14 protein-coding genes are annotated in these 17,103 nt (G+C 44.9%); 6 read left to right on the top strand and 8 right to left on the bottom strand.

Going from position 1 to position 17,103, the window contains the following annotated elements:
• Positions 1 to 123 precede the first annotated feature (123 nt).
• The 4 genes from spxB to DY78_RS00540 all read left to right on the top strand — a co-directional run bounded on the left by spxB (position 124) and on the right by DY78_RS00540 (position 5,697).
• On the top strand, positions 124 to 1,881 hold the full coding sequence (gene spxB / locus DY78_RS00555; RefSeq protein ID WP_024625188.1) for a pyruvate oxidase: 1,758 nt from the start codon (positions 124 to 126) through the stop codon (positions 1,879 to 1,881).
• A 707-nt stretch (positions 1,882 to 2,588) separates the two neighbouring features.
• The gene (locus DY78_RS00550) at positions 2,589 to 4,091 is read left to right on the top strand and encodes an ABC transporter permease (protein ID WP_024625189.1); all 1,503 of its coding nucleotides are present in this window, start codon (positions 2,589 to 2,591) and stop codon (positions 4,089 to 4,091) included.
• Positions 4,092 to 4,104: 13 nt separating this feature from the next.
• Entirely contained in the window at positions 4,105 to 4,764 is a 660-nt protein-coding gene (locus tag DY78_RS00545; protein ID WP_024625190.1) for an ABC transporter ATP-binding protein, read from the top strand.
• 288 nt (positions 4,765 to 5,052) lie between these two features.
• The gene (locus DY78_RS00540; RefSeq protein ID WP_033613568.1) at positions 5,053 to 5,697 is read left to right on the top strand and encodes a LysM peptidoglycan-binding domain-containing protein; all 645 of its coding nucleotides are present in this window, start codon (positions 5,053 to 5,055) and stop codon (positions 5,695 to 5,697) included.
• A 401-nt stretch (positions 5,698 to 6,098) separates the two neighbouring features.
• Here the strand turns inward: DY78_RS00540 and DY78_RS00535 are convergent, their stop codons facing one another.
• Positions 6,099 to 6,860, bottom strand: coding sequence for a CPBP family intramembrane glutamic endopeptidase (locus DY78_RS00535; RefSeq protein ID WP_024625192.1), 762 nt, complete (start codon positions 6,858 to 6,860; stop codon positions 6,099 to 6,101).
• A 280-nt stretch (positions 6,861 to 7,140) separates the two neighbouring features.
• On the opposite strand from DY78_RS00535, the gene DY78_RS00530 reads away from it, so the two are divergent.
• Positions 7,141 to 7,785, top strand: a complete 645-nt coding sequence (locus DY78_RS00530) for a hypothetical protein (RefSeq protein ID WP_024625193.1) — start codon at positions 7,141 to 7,143, stop codon at positions 7,783 to 7,785.
• Between the two features lie 118 nt (positions 7,786 to 7,903).
• A complete protein-coding gene (locus DY78_RS00525; protein ID WP_024625194.1) occupies positions 7,904 to 8,596 on the top strand; it encodes a CPBP family intramembrane glutamic endopeptidase in 693 nt (230 codons plus the stop codon).
• Positions 8,597 to 8,736: 140 nt separating this feature from the next.
• Here DY78_RS00525 and apf (DY78_RS00520) read toward each other — a convergent pair whose 3' ends face one another.
• The 7 genes from apf (DY78_RS00520) to DY78_RS00485 form a co-directional block, all read right to left on the bottom strand.
• Complete coding sequence (gene apf, locus DY78_RS00520) at positions 8,737 to 9,522, bottom strand: aggregation-promoting factor (protein WP_024625195.1); 786 nt, start codon at positions 9,520 to 9,522, stop codon at positions 8,737 to 8,739.
• Between the two features lie 953 nt (positions 9,523 to 10,475).
• Positions 10,476 to 11,105 (bottom strand): aggregation-promoting factor, encoded by a 630-nt coding sequence (gene apf, locus DY78_RS00510; protein WP_024625196.1) that lies wholly within the window; start codon positions 11,103 to 11,105, stop codon positions 10,476 to 10,478.
• A 409-nt stretch (positions 11,106 to 11,514) separates the two neighbouring features.
• Complete coding sequence (locus DY78_RS00505; protein WP_024625197.1) at positions 11,515 to 11,889, bottom strand: glycine cleavage system H family protein; 375 nt, start codon at positions 11,887 to 11,889, stop codon at positions 11,515 to 11,517.
• Positions 11,889 to 12,812 carry a sce7725 family protein gene (locus DY78_RS00500; RefSeq protein WP_024625198.1) on the bottom strand — a complete coding sequence of 308 codons (924 nt, stop codon included), beginning with the start codon at positions 12,810 to 12,812 and terminating at the stop codon, positions 11,889 to 11,891. Before DY78_RS00500 ends, DY78_RS00505 begins: the two co-directional genes overlap by 1 nt.
• Positions 12,809 to 13,525 carry a hypothetical protein gene (locus DY78_RS00495; protein ID WP_024625199.1) on the bottom strand — a complete coding sequence of 239 codons (717 nt, stop codon included), beginning with the start codon at positions 13,523 to 13,525 and terminating at the stop codon, positions 12,809 to 12,811. Before DY78_RS00495 ends, DY78_RS00500 begins: the two co-directional genes overlap by 4 nt.
• On the bottom strand, positions 13,503 to 15,890 hold the full coding sequence (locus DY78_RS00490) for an ATP-dependent DNA helicase (RefSeq protein WP_024625200.1): 2,388 nt from the start codon (positions 15,888 to 15,890) through the stop codon (positions 13,503 to 13,505). The genes DY78_RS00495 and DY78_RS00490 overlap by 23 nt, the downstream gene beginning before the upstream one ends.
• Before the next feature lie 680 nt (positions 15,891 to 16,570).
• Positions 16,571 to 16,936, bottom strand: a complete 366-nt coding sequence (locus tag DY78_RS00485) for a hypothetical protein (RefSeq protein WP_235810619.1) — start codon at positions 16,934 to 16,936, stop codon at positions 16,571 to 16,573.
• Between the last annotated feature and the right edge of the window lie 167 nt (positions 16,937 to 17,103).

The following is a 17,103-nucleotide window of genomic DNA, read 5'->3' as shown; positions in this document are numbered from 1 at the left end:
GAAGCTGATCTTTTTTGTCCGAACAGCGTTCGGATTAATTTTACAATCTACCTTTTACACAATTAAGATGTATATTTGAACCATTGAAAGCGTTAACAAACTTAACTAAAGAAGGCATTCATTATGAGTAAAACTGTTGAAGCATCCGTTGCAATGTTAAAAGTTATTGAAGCTTGGGGCGTTAAGCAAATTTATGGCTACGCTGGGGGTTCGTTTAACTCAACGATGCACGCGTTAGACGTGGAAAAAGAACGGCTCCAATATATCCAAGTGCGCCATGAACAAGTCGGCGCTTTAGCTGCTGCGGCCGACGCTAAGCTAACTGGCCAAATTGGGGTGGCGTTTGGTTCCGCGGGTCCTGGCGCCGTCAACATGTTGAATGGCTTATATGATGCCAAAGAAGACCACGTTCCCGTGTTAGCCTTAGTCGGGCAAGTCGCCCATACGAACATGAACTACGACTACTTCCAAGAATTTGCCGAAGAACCAATGTTTAGCGATGTCGCGGTCTTTAACCGCACGATTATGACACCGGAAAGTTTGCCATATGTGATCGACAAGGCCATCCGGATTGCGTATAAAGAAAAAGGCGTGGCCGTTGTGACCATTCCTAACGACTTTGGCTACGTTGAAATTCCTGATTTACCATATGATTCAGCTAGTGTCCCCGCTAAGGTAACAACGGCCCCCGCCATTCCAGACGAACAAGTCCAACACGTGCTGGCGATGATTAAAGATGCCAAGTACCCGGTATTCCACGTCGGTCAGGGGACCCGCGGTGGGACTGAACAAATGATGCAACTAGCGGACAAGTTACAAGTGCCGATTATTATTACTGGGTTAGCTAAAGGTGTCATTCCAGATACGTTTGCCGGCAATATGGGAAGTGCTTATCGGGCCGCCTCCAAAGCCGCCTATGAATTGATGAGCATTACCGATTTAGTCGTCTCGGTGGGTGCTGATTACTCCTTTGCTCAAATCATGTATACGACCCATGATTTCAAATATGTGCAAATTGAACTCGATTCGTCTAAATTTGGGCGTCATCATCATTTAGACTACGGGATTAATGGTGATGCCAAAGCCTTTGTCGAACAAGCCTTAGCCTTGAGCGACCAAGCCGCACCATCACCATACTATCAAGCTGCCCAAGCCGATATGCATGACTGGAAGACGTACTTGCAAAAACTCAGCGACCGGACCACTGATCCGCTCGAATATGAACAAGTTTACAAAGAAATCAACCGTGTGGCGGCTGACGATGCCGTCTTCTCAATGGACGTTGGTGACAATACGATTAACAGTTTCCGCTTCTTACAAATGAATCCGAAGCAAAAACTATTAACCTCGGCATTATTTGCCACAATGGGCGCCGGCGTTCCCGGGGCGATTGCCGCTAAGTTGAGCTATCCGGATCGCCAAGCCTTCAATATCGCCGGTGATGGGGCCTTCTCCATGGTCATGCAAGACTTATTAACCGAAGTGAAGTATCAATTACCAATCTTCAACATCGTCACTTCCAACCAAACTTTGAACTTCATCAAGTCGGAACAAGAAGATGTGCCGCAACCATTTTATGGGATTGATTTAATCGGCGCTGACTTTGCAATGGTTGCTGAAGGGATGGGCGTCAAAGGGATTCGCGTCGACCACTTCAGCGAATTACACGCCGCCTTTGAAACGGCCATGGCTGAATTAAAAGCGGGCCGGCCAGTCTTAATTGATTGCAAGATTACTGACAAACGGGGCTTACCAGTCGAAATCTTAGACGTGGATCCCGCCAAAACTTCCGCCGCATCGGTTGCGGACTTCAAGCACAAATACGATGCCGACGAACTCGAACCACTGTCAGCTTACTTCAGTAAGTTTGGCGTTAAATAACGTGCACCACTCCTAAAACTTAAAAAATCCACGACGCAAATGTCGTGGATTTTTTGTTGGTTATGGTTGTCGTTGGTTTAAAATGGTGTGATTACAATATTGTGGTCGCTATTGCTGATAATCTCTGCTAATATGCACGGCACTATATAGAAGTTATTTAAAAAATGATGGTAACTAATGTAAGTAGGTGGAAAGTGAATTGTATTTCCGTTGATAGCGACTCTGTCATTATCATAGCAGCGATTATTAGCGATATTGCGTGAATTGTTGCGGTGTTTGGCAGCGTGGAATGAATTTGTTTTCAGAAAGCAGATACCAGCGCGACTTTACAATTTATTTTTGAGTAGCGTTTAGCGGTCGGTTAGTCGTAATGGAATCCGCCGTGCAGGTGGCGTTAACGGGACATGGGCTTAGTCCCGTTTACACCACGGACGTCTTTTGAGACGCGAATTTCGGCTCAAAAGTGAGGGTCAAGACGTTCTTCAGGATTGGCCCGGTCCGCATGGCGGCTGGAATTACGACTAACCGACCGCGGCAAAAGGCCACACATCTCATTGATTCGAGCATTAGCAAGTGCTTATGAAAAATATTCGGTAGTAGCCCAATGAAAGACCCTAAGAATTTCACAATTTATCCCATTTTGCCGTGTAAGTTAGGAACTGTTCAGTAAACAGCAGTACTAATTTAATATTTCGAGGAGGGTCTGCATGAATTTTTGTAAACGTGCATGGCTTAACATTACGGCGAAAAAGGGTCGTTCGATTCTTTTGATTCTGGTCACATCAGCTATTATGTTGTTTGTATTGGCCGGCCTATTGATCCGTAACGCCGCTGATACGGCAACGAGCAACGCGAAGAAGAGTGTCGGGGCGACCGTCACCTTATCCGCGAATCGGGAGGCTGCTTTTAAGAAGATGCGTCAATCGACGTCGACTTCTAAAAAGAAGACTAAGCCAACGTTGTCCACTTCACCGGTTAAGTTAAGTGATGCCAAAAAGATTGCCAAACTTAGCAACGTTTCAAGTTACAATGCGACCGTTTCAACTTCAGCTAACGCGAAAGGCTTCTCAGCGATTTCGACGTCTAGCAGTAGTAATGGCGGCGGCATGAAAGGCGGGATGGGTGGCAGTTCTACTAGCAGTGGTGATATTACCATTGATGGGGTAACGGCCACGAGTTCCGTTTCTGATTTTTCATCTAGCTCAAGTAAGATTACCAAAGGTCGTGGGATCACGGCCGCTGATGAAGGCACGAATAATGTCGTCATCGAAAGCGAATTGGCTAAGGAAGATAGTTTGAAAGTCGGCGACACCATTAAGTTGAAGGCGACGACTGGGACTAAGAAGACGTATACCTTGAAGATTGTCGGGATTTACAAGGCTTCTTCAAGCACTAGCAGCTCACAAGGGCCGGATGCGTCTGATCCTTCTAATAGTGTTTATACGTCATATACTTTTGCCAATACGATCAAAGGTTCGAAGTACAAGAACACGGCGGACTCTGTAACCTTTAATATTTCAGATCCAGCCAAAGTTAGTTCCGTTAAGACGGCGGGTAAGAAGTTAATCAACACGTCGAAGTACTCATTGAGTACCGATGACAGCAGTTACCAAACCGTTAAAGCTTCGATGGATAACGTTAAGTCATTTGCCGATAAGATTGTTTGGTTAGTTGCGATTGCTGGGACGATTATCTTAGCATTAATCGTCATCTTGATGATTCGCGAACGGCGTTACGAAATCGGCGTACTCTTATCCTTAGGTGAAGCGCGCTGGAAGATTGTGGCGCAATTCTTCGTTGAAATGGTCATGGTCTTGATTGTTTCCATCGTTATTGCCGGGGCCGGTGGTAAATTTGTTGGGAACCAATTAGGTAAACAACTCGTTTCACAACAAACGACCACGGCGACAACTAGCACGTCGACGAGCTCGCAAGGTCAAATGGGCGGCGGTACCCCAGGTGGGACGACCGGCGGCAGCAAACCAAGCGGTAATATGAAAGGCGGCGGCGGTGGCGGTGGCAGTATGCCGGGCAGCAGCAGTAGTAGCAGCTCGACGGCTAGCGCTAGTCAAACTGATTTGGACATCAGTGTCACGATTATGGACTTAGTTGAACTCGGTGGTTTCGGGTTAGCAATCATGTTCTTATCAATTATGTTGGCATCTGGTGGGATTCTACGGCTACAACCGAAGAAAGTCTTGATTGAATAGAGGGGAGTTACTCATGTTAAAAGCAAATGATATTGGTTATTGGTATGATCGCCAAGAAAATAGCCTGTTCGAGCATGTGAACCTCGAATTCGAATCAGGTACTTCGTATGCGATTGTTGGTCAAAGTGGTTCCGGTAAAACCACGTTTCTTTCATTATTAGCTGGTTTGGATAAACCCCGCGCTGGCCAAATTGAATTAAACGGCGAACCGATTAATAAAATCGGCTTGACGAATTACCGGCGTTCCCATGTCGCTATCGTGTTCCAGTCGTATAACTTGTTCAACTATATGTCACCGTTAAATAACTTAATGACGGCGATGGCGATTACGAAATCTAGCCATCAAGGTGATAAAGAATACGCGGCTGACATGTTGCGTAAACTTGGGATTACTGACGAACAGATGAAGAAAAACGTCCAAAAATTATCAGGTGGGCAACAACAACGGGTCGCCATTGCACGAACGATGTGCTGTGATGCCAAGGTCGTTGTGGCCGATGAACCTACTGGTAACTTGGACGAAGAAAATACTAAAGATGTGATTGAGCAGTTCCAAAAAATTGCGCATGAACAGAAAAAATGTGTGATCATTGTGACGCATGAACCCGATGTAGCAGCAATGTGCGACCATTCTTATCGGCTCGCAAAGCATGAATTTTCATTAGAAAAGTAATATATTTCAAAGCGGTCAATCAAGCTAAACGGCTTGGTTGACCGTTTTTGCTGTAATATAACTGGCAAACATCAATGAAAATCATGATTTATGTTACCAAATATTACGAAACCAAGTATTTATTACAGACATCGGGTCAAACTGTAACGCCGCTTATATATGGTTGCAATAGTTACCAGTTATACTAGTTTTTGTTGATTGGTTAACAGCCAATAGGAAATCAGCTATCGATATATCGAATAATTCGAAACTTAAACAGATTAGAAATTACAGGAGTGAATTTATTTAATGAAAGCAAAGAACGTCGTATTATCAACCATGGCAGCTTTAGGTTTGTTCGCAGTTACTAACACGGTGGCTAACGCCGACACTGTTACTGTTAAGTCTGGTGACACGGTTGCTAAAATTGCTGCAGCTAATAACACAACGGTTTCTGCCATTGAAAAAGCTAACAACATGAAGAACGTTAACTTGATCTATGTTGGCGACAAGTTGGAAGTTGGTACTTCAACTTCATCAACCACTGCTTCAGCAGCCACGACTGCTACGAAGGCCGCTACTAGCACTACGACTACGGCTTCAAGCGCCGCTTCATCAAGTGCTGCTACTACTACTTCAGCAAGTTCAGCTTCATCAACTACAGCTACGACTGCTAGCTCAACTTCAACTAGCTCAACCACGTCATCATACACTGGTAGCAACTTGAAGAGCTACGTCTTAAGCCAAATGCAATCACGGACTGGCGTTTCTGCATCAACTTGGAACACCATCATTACACGTGAATCAAACTGGGAACCATACGTAAAGAACAGTTCTAGTGGTGCTTACGGTTTATTCCAAAACATGCACATCAGCAGTGGTTCTGTTGAAGCACAAGTTGACGCCGCCGTTGCTTTATACGAAGCACAAGGTATGGCTGCTTGGGCTCTCTAAACCCAACCATTTAAATTCAAATAACACATCCGACACGTCAACGTTTTCGTTGGCGTGTTTTTTTCGTTGTTTTTGGATTACCGCTGCCCCACAACTAAATTGAATGTCGAATGAAACCGGCGCAGCTATATTTGGTGATTATGCCGATTGATTTGGATAATGCTGACAATTCCTATTAGATTGTTTATTTCTTCAATATGTGTCGGTTCGTATGGCGGTGAATAGGATTACGCAGTGCTGTTTCTAAGTAGGAATGTTAGAATTTGATTATAAAAATATAATGTTCAATTACCAATGGGACTTGTGGAAATTAAACATTATATTAGGGTGGCACGTTTGGTTTATATACATTTACTTATCGATTTTACATTGACGGAATCAATTGGGGGTTAATCCCGGCTTTAGTTGTGATTGTTGGTTTCTCGGTCTAAAAGGGCCTTAGGGGTTGCTAGATGATAGACGTAAACGGCAATTATCCCAAAGACGACAATTTCGATCGTTTGCGCTGCCGTTACCGTTGGCGTGAGGGCGGTCGCTAGGGATAGGTTGCTAAAACCGATGAAGTCATTGAGCGCGTGTAAAACAATCGGCCAAATTAGTGAACCGGATTTGGCATAGACCCCGCATAGCAATAAGCCGAAGACGAACGTAAATACTAACTGTAATACGGTCAAGCTTAAGCTTTGATGCGTCAGATTTGCTAAGTGGGTTAAGCTGAATAACGCACTACTAGCAACTGCCGCGATGATGAGCTGATTGGCTTTGGCGTGGGCCGCCTTTAAAAATAGGCGAAATAAGAGTCCCCGGAATAAAAATTCTTCGAACAGGGCGACTAAGATTGCAATGACTAGGCTTAACAGCACGCTACTAGCTGCCGAATACATCTTGAGCGCGGGTTCGATGAAGAGGAGTAACAAGATTAATAACGGCCAGCATGGTTTTAACTGATCCATGAGGCTGAGTGGTGATTCAAAGTAGACCGGTTGCCGCAGCCAATACATATTCAGTAAGTCGACTAGCACAAATAAGAAAATTTCTTCAAAGCCGTTGATTAAACTTCCGGATAGGCTGTTTAAAGCCGTGGCTTTGACTAGGACTCCTAACCCTAAAATGACCACAATCATTACCAGCCATAGACTAATTGCTGTTCGAACGGATTTCATTATTGATATTCCCCCACACACGTTATTATTAATTTAATCATACGCTTTATTGGGGGTAAAAGCCGTGGTTAATTCGTTTTTTGCAGCTAGTTACTAATTAGTGTAAGCGGTATAATTATTTTATATATTAATGAGGTAGGGCGATGATAGTTTGAGGCGCCATTCGCTTAGCACTGTCTAACTCAGGCCAAACTTATGGGTTGCCGCATCCATAACTAGAGTGACATTAATATGATATTGAAATAATCTGATTATTCGGATACTGGGGACGAGGGGTAATATGAAAAAATATTTGTTAATTGCGCTGATTATTGATTTTGGGATGCTGATGCGCACGGCATTATCGCTGTTCAACCACGGCATTGTGGTGAATAATGGTCAAAAAATTGTCGCGCTAATTTTGTTTTGGGTCGCGTGGGCCGCGGTGATTTACTTGAATAAAGAGGTGTGGCACCAGTTGCACTATGAAGTGGCGTCACATCAGTCACTGCTTATCATCACGCTGGTAACGGGGGTCTTAGTGGCTGGTTCCTTAGTCATTCAACCCCAACGACATGCTAAAGCCACGATGGCGACTATTTCGATGACCCGGGCCGTGAAATTAATGCAACAAACTCATGACCGTGAAGACGTGGCGCCAATTTATTTTTATGTGAAGGCCGACAAAAATACGGCGTCAGTCACGCAACAACTTAACCGGTTGACGACGAGTGCTGATCCGATTCAACGTTGTCAGTTGAAGACGGCTACCGCAGCGGATAAGCGGTTGGCTAAGCAGATACGACAGTTGGCATCGGTGAAGTCCGCACAAACGATTGTATTTTTACGCAGTCATGGGAAGTTTACAACTATCAATAATTTACAAGCCGCTGACCAGGTCAAACGGGTGATGCAAATTCGCCGGGAAGCTAATGGCGGTTATTGAGCAAGTGTTGAAAGGTGAGTTGCCAATATTGTGGGCGCTATAATAGTCATGAAAACTTCTTTGTTTGAAGGATGAATTTTCAAGAAACGTAAATTTTCAAGAAATGAGTGGATTCAAAATGAAAAATGTTTTTCATCTGTTGGGAAGGTGCGCCTTGGCGACATTAGTGACTTTTTTTCTGGGAATACTACTATCATTGCCGGTATATTGGGTCAGAAGTATTTCCGGTGTCGGTGGGTTAAACTTGATGGCATTCTTCATCGCCTATCTTTTGCTCATCTTAATACTAGGATTGATCAACTTTCAATTAGCCAAAGAACGTGGTAGCTTACCTGAATTTTGGCGAGTTAAGTGGGTTAAGCAAAAAGGGCGCTTAGTGTTCATGCTAATTGTCTTAATGCTGTTGTTGGTATTGATTCACCATTTTGGCCTCAAGGAAGCGAGTACGGTTTCTACTCGTGAGGGGGCTATCAATTCATTTTTTGGTGAGTATCCAATACTTGCAATTATTGGGATGTGCCTCTTAGGTCCCATTTGTGAGGAGCTAAATTATCGCAGTGTCTTTTATGGCTTCATGCCAGCTGATTATTTGATGAGTAAAATGATGATAATTATAGCAGTGGTGATTAACAGTTTGGTGTTTAGTGCCGTGCACGTACCATCGAATTTTGAACAGGCGTTATATTATTTTGTTGGTAGCAGTATTTTTTCAATGGGTTACTTTATCAGTAAAGGCGATTATCGGGTTAGTATAGCAGTGCATTCATTTGCGAATACTTTTATGTTTGTCACTGGTATATGGACAATGTGAAACTAGGAAATGCTGGTCATTGCTGTTTAAGTTACGATTTTAGTGTCAAAATTAAAAATACGCAGGATAACAATCTGGTTTTACGCATACAAAAAGGCTTAGCCATGACGGCAAAGCCTTTTGAATTAGCAATTTTAATTTTAGTACCAGCCTTGTGATAACCAAGCTTGCTTAGCAGCAGCCCATGAACCATAACGGGATGAAACGTAAGCGTCAGCAACTTTTTCTTGGTTAGCAGCGGAGTAGTCGCCGTTCAAGTATGATGAACTTAATTGGTATTTACCAATGTATTGACCATTACGAGCTGAATATGAACCACCAGATTCTTTGCCGGCAATCCAAGCTTTAGCGTCGCTGTCACTTCCTGAAGTAGTTGAAGTCGTGGCACTTGAGCTAGTCGTCGTCGTTGAGGCAGCAGCTTGGCTCGTTGTTGAAGAAGCAGCGGCTGATGACGTTGTGGCTGAAGAAGCCACACTTGATGAAGCTTGTGAGGTTGCAACTGAGCTGCTGGAAGTAGTCGTTGAGCTAGCAGCACTTGCTTGTGAAGTGGCACTTGAGCTAACGGCACTTTGTGGCGCAGCTGAAGAAGCGACGGAACTCGTTGCTTGTGAAGCCGTTGACGTTGCGGCACTAGCAGTTGAAGTAGCCGTAGAAGTTGTTGAAACCGTCGTATTAACGGCTGCCGTTGACGTAGCAGTAGTGCTCGTCCCGTTAACTTCAAGCTTGTCGCCAACGAAAATTAAGTTAACGTTTGACAAGTTGTTAGCGTCACGGATTGCATTAACTGTCGTGTTGTAAGTATTTGCGATTTCTGAAACAGTATCGCCAGCTTTAACCGTAACGGTGTCAGCATTGGCAGTTGTAGCTGAAATGGCAAATAAAGCTAAAGCAGCGGCAGATGATAATACAAGGTTTTTGATCTTCATAGTTTATATATACACTCCTATAATTTGTATGGGGTCGGTTTACTTATCTAATTTATCTACATATCGTTGGCATCAATTGATTGGCCTAACGAATTAACAATGACTAGTATACTAAGCGAGTGTGACAGGCAAATAAACAGCAGATTACGTTTTGGACGGGTCACTGTAATAAAAGCTAGTTTTTGTAATGAATTGTAATATTCGGCGACGTTTTTGCGACGAACGAGTGACGGTTCTTTGAAGATTAAAATCATTCTAAAGCCACACGACGAATCCGTGGGTTGTGCATCCATTACAACATTGCAAAACCATATCGTTAATAAAACAGTGTTGTAATTTGGGGTTTGGGTGAGTAGTTGGCCGCCTCCAGCCAGATACAGCCGCACCGTGGCGCACCCGGCGAGCCCAAAGGCGGTCTCGCCAGCGGTTTGATGCCTAGCCAGGCCCGCCAGTCACCAAACTCGGCGCATGTTCTAAGCGGCCTGAGAAACACCCGCTAAGAACATCGACACGGTGCAACTGTATCTGGCTTCCGGCTAACGAGCCATCAATATTGTTGCTAGTAGTTACCTACAGTTGGTGATGATGTTCTAACTTGCAATTATCTCGAACGATATATTAGTGCTGATTTCTAAGTGATTCAATCAGTAAGGTAATCACTAATTTGTAGTTGAAAATCCACATGATGAAAACTGGCTAAGCGATTGTTTTAAATATTGTTGTAGCCGGAAGCCAAGTCAGATGACGCTGTGTCGATTTTCTTAGTCAGCGTTTTTGGCTGGCTTAGAAAATGGGCCGTGTTGGCAGACCGGTGATTTTTCCGGGCTCCCAACCGCGCTGGGGACCGCTCTTTGGCCCCAGCTGTGCCCCACAGCGGCGTCTGACTTGGCTGGAGGCGTAGCGCACAAAAAAGCGAACCGCGGGAGCGGTTCGCTTGTGATTGATTTTTTAGTTTAGTACCAGCCGTTTGATAACCAGTGTGCCTTGGCGTTTGACCATGAGCCATAACGTGAAGAAACATAGCTATCAGCAACCTTTTCTTGGTTGGCTGCGGAGTAATCACCATTTAAGTATGAAGAACTTAATTGATATTTACCAATGTATTGGCCGTTACGGGCAGTGTATGAACCACCAGATTCTTTACCAGCAATCCAAGCTTTAGCAGCACTATCTGAAGAGTTGCTGTAGTTTGAATTTGAAGTAGCGGCAGTTGAGCTTTGGCTCGTAGCTTGTTGTTGCGTGCTTTGAGTGTTAGCAGTGTTGCTGCTTTGGCTACTTGCTTGCGTGTTCGTATTAGCACTTTGGCTTTGGTAAGTCGTGGTGGTGGTAGTCGTAGTCGTTGTAGTAGCGGCCGTGTTGCTGCTGCCGTTCACTTCGAGTTGTTGGCCAACGAAGATCAAGTTAACGTTGTTTAACTTGTTAGCCTTTTCGATAGCTGAAATCGTTGTGTTGTGGTCCTTGGCGATTTGAGAAACGGTGTCCCCTGACTTAACAGTAACCGTGTCAGCGTTGGCAGTTGCGCCAATAGCAAAGAGACTAGCGGCAGCGGCAGTGGTAGATAATACAACATTCTTAATTTTCATACGTAATGTACACTCCTATTTTTTAGTCCGAATTTGCTTGGCCCCGATTTCTATCCAAGCACCTTAACTAAGCAATAGTATAGCCGCTCATTGTGACGAACGAATGGCAGTTATTTTACGATTTAGGGGGTGTTTTGTAATATAAGGCCATTTTTGTAATTTTTTGTAATATAAAGGCCTAATTTACTAATAATAAAAAACTTAATTTTAAGGCCTAATCCTTGTGGTGACAGCCGTTAATGGTCCTTTTGATTGCAAAATAAAAACCCGGTCGTGCAGGACGGTAGCCGGCATCAAACGGGTTATAAAATTCATTTAGTTAAATTAATTTACGGATATAAAGCCGCCAAATCAAGGTTGTAAACGATTTCTGGAGATTTGTCTAGCTTACTTTTAGTAACAGCAAAAATTATTGGGCGCGTAACTTTACGAGCCAATTATCCTTTTGAACGTTAGTAGTAATCGGGCTCGGGTTAGTATTCAAATCCGCATTTACCGCCGTGACAGTCCCGCTAAAGGGCGTCGTCACGACTTTTTTTGTCGTGGCACCATGCAACGTCACTAACGGATCACCGGCCGCTAATTCAGTACCCACACTGGGCCAGTCGATGGCGGTGACCGTGGTTAGTTCAGCTTTAGCGCTATCGGTGAGACCTAAGATTAGGCGTTGGTGGGACTTGGTTTTTAACCACACGTCCTGATACATCATCGGCGCTTTTTCTTCCGCGCGTTCAGCTTTATAAAAGTTCAACATCGTTTTCCAAGCAGATTCATGTTTTGCCATTAAGAATTACTCCTGTCATATAACCGGTGCATCAGTTGGAGATGATGCATTAACGACAATTTTTTAACGTTGCCGAGACCGGGGAATTTAGTTTGGTGGGCATAGGCTAATAGTTCCGCGAGGGCGGGGGTGGCGTTTAGACCGGTCAGATGCGTTGGCGCCCACGCCACTAGTTTGGTCAACGCTTCAAAGAATTTTTGTTTCTGACCACCCATACTCGTGTTGCTGTCGGAGACAAAGTGGTGAATCCGCAAGCTGCCGTCAGCGGTGACGTAAATAACGTGTAACGCAATGGCGCATGACGGCAGTCCTTTGTCAAAATAATAACTCCCGACCATTGAATAGTCGCCGTAGCCTTGGTAGTTAAATGGTGCTTGGTGCCAAAAAGCGGGGGCAAAATACTCGTCGGTCAAGTCCGCGTAGTCGGCCACGTGCGGCACAAACGTCAGTGGGTCAGTCAATAAAATTCCTTGCGACCCCGTGATTTGGTGGAGCCGGGCTTCGTTTGGAATTAGGATCCCCGCGACTTGTTTCAGCAAGGCGTGATTCGCGTACGCCTTTAATAATGGATAAGTTGGCGCAATTAGTAAAGGTGTTTGTGCTCCCGTGGTGGTCAAAAAGTCACTACTAAAGTCGGCGGCTAAGATGGCACTCGGGTGAAAGTTAGGGACCGCCGTCAAGTCGGGCAACGGATAAAGCTTATTTGGATTCAAACCGTAAACGCTGACTTGCGGATTGGCGACCAAACTAAACGGTTGGTCCGTGTCAATCAAAGTTTGGACGGTTTGTTGGAGTTCTTTAGAGTCGCGCACCGGCTCGATAATGGGGATGATGTTTGGCCCTAACTGGTGTTGACTGGCCAAAGCCTTGAGCGCCAGTAAGTCATACATCCGGCCCCGTAAATAAGGATAATACGTGCTCATAGGTCGCCTCGCAAATCTGGTGCGGTCAACGCTTGGTATTTTAATTGTAACGCTTGATATTCGGCATTGCGGGCATCGAGTTCGGTTTGTAAGGCGGTGACGGCGTCGTTTTGAGTGTCGTCGATAAAGCGGTCGTATAAATTTTTATCCGGGTCGTAATTATCATATCCACGGCGGGCCCGTTTTTTCAATTCTTTGAATAATTGGTCGTCGGAGTAGAGCTGTAAGCCTTTTTTGACCCGTTTAGCTTTATCAACTTCCCGAAATAGCGAGGTGATAAAGTGCCCAATTAGTAAATTTTCATCAACTTGTAAGTCTTGATGCTGCGCCTTTTTAGCGACCGTCAAAAATCCTGGGGCTCGCGGTGGTTCGGGGGCGGCAGCTAGGGCCGCTTGGTCGAACCCGCGATAAATCAAGACGCCGATGTGGGTCGGAATTTCCGCGGCGACTTCTTCATAGAGTGCTTGGGGCAAGACAAAATAATTATAGTGGCCAATAAAGGACAACTTGGCTTTCGAGTGGAAGTCGGCTTTAGTGACCTTGAGTTCAAAGCAACGCCATTCGACTTGGCCGTCGGGGAGTTGTTGATAACTCAAAGTATCCACAATGCCTTTTTTGTCGGGCATACCAACTTCTTCGACGACATAGGCGCCTTGTTCTAAACAATATTGATATAAGGTACTTTCAAGTTCACGCGTCAGTTTTGTTTTCATTAGGCGCCTCCGTTTGTTGCCAAAAATTATCAATCGTCGCGGTTAGTTGGGGCAACGATTGGATGGTTTGAAAGTAGCGCCAGTGTGGTGGAAATAAATCCGTGTAGCGCCGACTCGCAAAGCGTTGATCGAGTAATAAAATAATCCCGGTATCGTGACTACTGCGAATCAACCGGCCCGCGGCTTGCAAAACGTTGTTCATGCCAGGCAGTTGATACGCATACGCGAAGCCCTGACCGTTATTATGGTCATAATAATCACGAATCAAATTCGTTTCGGGATTGATGCCGGGTAACCCAACACTAACGATTGCGACCCCGATTAAGCGGTCGCCACGCAAGTCGATGCCTTCGGAGAAAATGCCACCGAGGACGCAAAAACCAACGAGCGTTTGGTCCGGGTCAGCTTGGAATTGGTCCAAGAATGCTTGGCGTGCGGCCCCGTCCATCGCATTTTCTTGGGTGACCGTTTGGATATCGGGATTAGCGGCTTCAAAGGCCGTCTTGATTTGCATTAAATAACCGTATGATGGTAGAAAAATTAAATAATTCCCTGTTTTAGCCGTCACCAAGGCTTGTAAACTGGCAATAATCGCCGGTTCGCTGTGAGCCCGTTCGTGATAAGTCGTCTGCACATATTGGGTCACTAAAATAGCTTGATGCTTGGGTGGAAATGGCGATGGCAATTGGTAAGCGATGCTATTGGCTTGGCCGCCGAGCACGTCTTGATAATAATCCATCGGTGATAAGGTCGCGGAAAATAAGACGGCACCGGCACCCAGACTCAGTGACCGGTCTAAAAAGTCACTCGGGTCCAGACAGAGTTCTTTGACGGTTAGATGATGACCGTCTAAAACTAGGCGCGTCTGATAGCTGCCATCATATAAGTCGCCGATTTTGACAAAGGTTAAACAGTCGAAAAAATAGTCACGCACCGCGTCTAATAGGGCGGAAGGCTTTTGCTGTTGCAGCCAATCGCTGACAAAGTCGTTGAACTTTCGCAATGTACCGAGTAATTTGTCCGGTGGCATGGCCTGCATTTGTTCCGTTACATGGTCGTCGATGAGGATTTTGCTAATGCGCGTAAAACTGCGCCGGACTTTTTTGAGTTCGCGTTGTAAATCGTCGCTCGCTTGGGATTTATCGGGTTGCGCCAATTGCAATAAATTGCCAATCGGCGCGTCACTCACGGCGGCCGAATACATATCACGGGCACGACTGACTAAGTTATGGACTTCATCAATCAAGAAAAAGTTATCATCGTCATCATCACTGAAGAAGCGTTGCAAATAAACCAGCGGGTCGAACAAGTAGTTGTAGTCACAAATAATCAAGTCACAAAATAGCGACGTATCAAGCGAGAATTCAAACGGGTCGACGGTATGCTTACGGGCGTATTTTTCAATCACGGACCGGGTGATTTGATCTTCGTGGGTCAGTAAATCTTTTAAGGCCGGCTTTAGGCGGTCATAGTAGCCCACCATGAACGGATTCTCCTCCGGCGGGACATCTTGTTCTTCCGGAAAACGAATCTGGTCTTTAGCGGTCAACGTAATGCTTTTTAGGCTTAAGCCATCCGCACTCATCAAGGTGACGGCTTCTTCAGCCACGTGGCGGGTGCTCTGTTTGGCGGTTAAATAAAATAACCGTTCAATTTCATCTTCGCCAAGGGCTTTGATGGCGGGGAACAACGTTGAAATGGTTTTTCCCGTCCCAGTCGGAGCTTCTACAAAGAGGCGTTTTTGCAGGCGAATCGTCTTATACACCGCGACCGCCAATTCCCGTTGCCCCGTCCGATAACTGGGAAATGGGAAGGGTAAGTCTTTAATGGAAGCATTACGAGCTTGTCGTAAATCGGCCCGTAACGTTAGCCAATATTCGTATTCTTTAATTAAGTCGGTGAAAAATGTTGCTAATTCGGCCAGCTGAAAGACTTTTTGCGTCTTAGTAATCTTTTCTGTTGAAACTTGAAAGTAGGTGAGCTGTAAAGTGACTTGCTTCAAATCGGGGTGCGCTTCAAAGAGCAAGTGGCCGTAGACTTTCACTTGACCCCAATACAAATCATGGGTATTTTCGGTTAAATCTTCAAACGCTTGATCGGAGGTTTTGATTTCTTCAATCAAGGCGCCATCGTCATTGAGCTGTACCCCATCAGCGCGGCCGGAAATAATATAATCGGTATCATTCATCGTGACGAGTTTTTTTAAGTAAACTTCGCTTTCGTAGTCGGCGGAACGGCTACTTTGGAGTTGCCGATGAATCCGGGCGCCAGCTAAGGCGGTGTTTTGGCTATTCTTAACTTCATTTAAATCGCCTTTGCGCAAGACGAACTCCACCAATTGGCGAATCCCAATCTTAGTTGCCATCGTGCAACTCCTCTCTAAAGATAGTCGGCTACCATTATAAAACATCTGTTCGTATTTGTCGCTAGGCATGGGGAAATGTTGTGAAGTTATTATTGCCACAGTTGGCTGACCGTAATGCCATCGTCCTGGGACGGTCCAAGCCTGAGAAGCGGTCTTGGACCTCGCTTTTGAGCCTAAAACCCAAGTCTCAAAAGGCGTCCGTGGTGTAAACGGGATACAAACCAATCCCGTTAACGCCACCCGCATGGCGACTTCCATTATGGTCAACTGGCAGCTAGATTGATCTTTGATAATAATGGGGTCACGCTAATTTAGCTTGGTATTCGGGCCGATACATGTTGGCCATTCCTTTTGCTGAGTATCGTGAAATACGGTCAACTCATTGTAATAATAACCATATGTGGGAAACAACCCAATCAGAAGTGTGTATGTGGATAACTAGTAGTTAATTACGGCCAAATTGAAGATGTTATGCACTAATGGGGATAAAGTAGCCATTTTTTTGTGGAAAGTGGGGATAGGTCGAGGCTAGTTTCGAAAGTTATCCACTGTGGAAAACTCAATGTTGATGGGAATATTTGCTCCATTCATAAACAATGTATATTCATGCATGAAAATGTGCACGATCAAGTGATGACCGTGCACATTGTGGCTACTATTGAAATAACGGTTAGTTGTGTTCAACGATACCAACTGCTGTGGCGTTGACGTAATGTCTTGCGGAGGCTGAAGCCGTAACTGAGGAGGACTGCCATAATCAAGGTTGCAATGATGGCTAGCCACCATTGATGCGGACTGCTGAAATAACTGACGTAGCCAGCACTCAGACTGACAATGCCAATCGTGGGGGCCAAAATGCTAAACGGCGCTGGGTGCAAATAGATGATGCCCGCTAGTGGTAAGACGGCTGCGGTGATGACGGCGTCGATGCTAATTTTGGTGCCGAAGCAGGTGATGACCGCGACTAATAACAAGCCGAGACCTAAAATTAAGAGTAAGGCTGCGAATAAATTGCTTAGCGTCCAATCAATGTGCTTTTTCATCATGCTCATCGCCCCATTTCTTTACCTCAATTATATCGCGGACTCGACTTATTAAAATAATGATATGCAGTCAATATTTATCAAATTCCAATTAAAACATGATGATTTTTCATAAATATGGTAGATTGCAAATTTAATCCGAATTTTTGGACAAATTGTTCAGCATAACC

The organism is Lactiplantibacillus fabifermentans DSM 21115 (genome assembly GCF_000498955.2).
GTDB classification, from domain to species: Bacteria; Bacillota; Bacilli; order Lactobacillales; family Lactobacillaceae; genus Lactiplantibacillus; species Lactiplantibacillus fabifermentans.
This window is presented reverse-complemented; position numbering and strand designations above follow the sequence as displayed.

Excerpts from the sequence above, each read along its gene's own strand:
- DY78_RS00530 (WP_024625193.1), top strand. The coding sequence starts at position 7,141 with ATGAAAAAATATTTGTTAATTGCGCTGATTATTGATTTTGGGATGCTG.
- DY78_RS00545 (WP_024625190.1), top strand. The coding sequence starts at position 4,105 with ATGTTAAAAGCAAATGATATTGGTTATTGGTATGATCGCCAAGAAAAT.
- DY78_RS00500 (WP_024625198.1), bottom strand. The coding sequence starts at position 12,812 with ATGAGCACGTATTATCCTTATTTACGGGGCCGGATGTATGACTTACTG.
- spxB (WP_024625188.1), top strand. The coding sequence starts at position 124 with ATGAGTAAAACTGTTGAAGCATCCGTTGCAATGTTAAAAGTTATTGAA.
- DY78_RS00535 (WP_024625192.1), bottom strand. The coding sequence starts at position 6,860 with ATGAAATCCGTTCGAACAGCAATTAGTCTATGGCTGGTAATGATTGTG.
- DY78_RS00540 (WP_033613568.1), top strand. The coding sequence starts at position 5,053 with ATGAAAGCAAAGAACGTCGTATTATCAACCATGGCAGCTTTAGGTTTG.
- DY78_RS00495 (WP_024625199.1), bottom strand. The coding sequence starts at position 13,525 with ATGAAAACAAAACTGACGCGTGAACTTGAAAGTACCTTATATCAATAT.
- apf (WP_024625195.1), bottom strand. The coding sequence starts at position 9,522 with ATGAAGATCAAAAACCTTGTATTATCATCTGCCGCTGCTTTAGCTTTA.
- apf (WP_024625196.1), bottom strand. The coding sequence starts at position 11,105 with ATGAAAATTAAGAATGTTGTATTATCTACCACTGCCGCTGCCGCTAGT.
- DY78_RS00525 (WP_024625194.1), top strand. The coding sequence starts at position 7,904 with ATGAAAAATGTTTTTCATCTGTTGGGAAGGTGCGCCTTGGCGACATTA.
- DY78_RS00550 (WP_024625189.1), top strand. The coding sequence starts at position 2,589 with ATGAATTTTTGTAAACGTGCATGGCTTAACATTACGGCGAAAAAGGGT.
- DY78_RS00490 (WP_024625200.1), bottom strand. The coding sequence starts at position 15,890 with ATGGCAACTAAGATTGGGATTCGCCAATTGGTGGAGTTCGTCTTGCGC.
- DY78_RS00485 (WP_235810619.1), bottom strand. The coding sequence starts at position 16,936 with ATGATGAAAAAGCACATTGATTGGACGCTAAGCAATTTATTCGCAGCC.
- DY78_RS00505 (WP_024625197.1), bottom strand. The coding sequence starts at position 11,889 with ATGGCAAAACATGAATCTGCTTGGAAAACGATGTTGAACTTTTATAAA.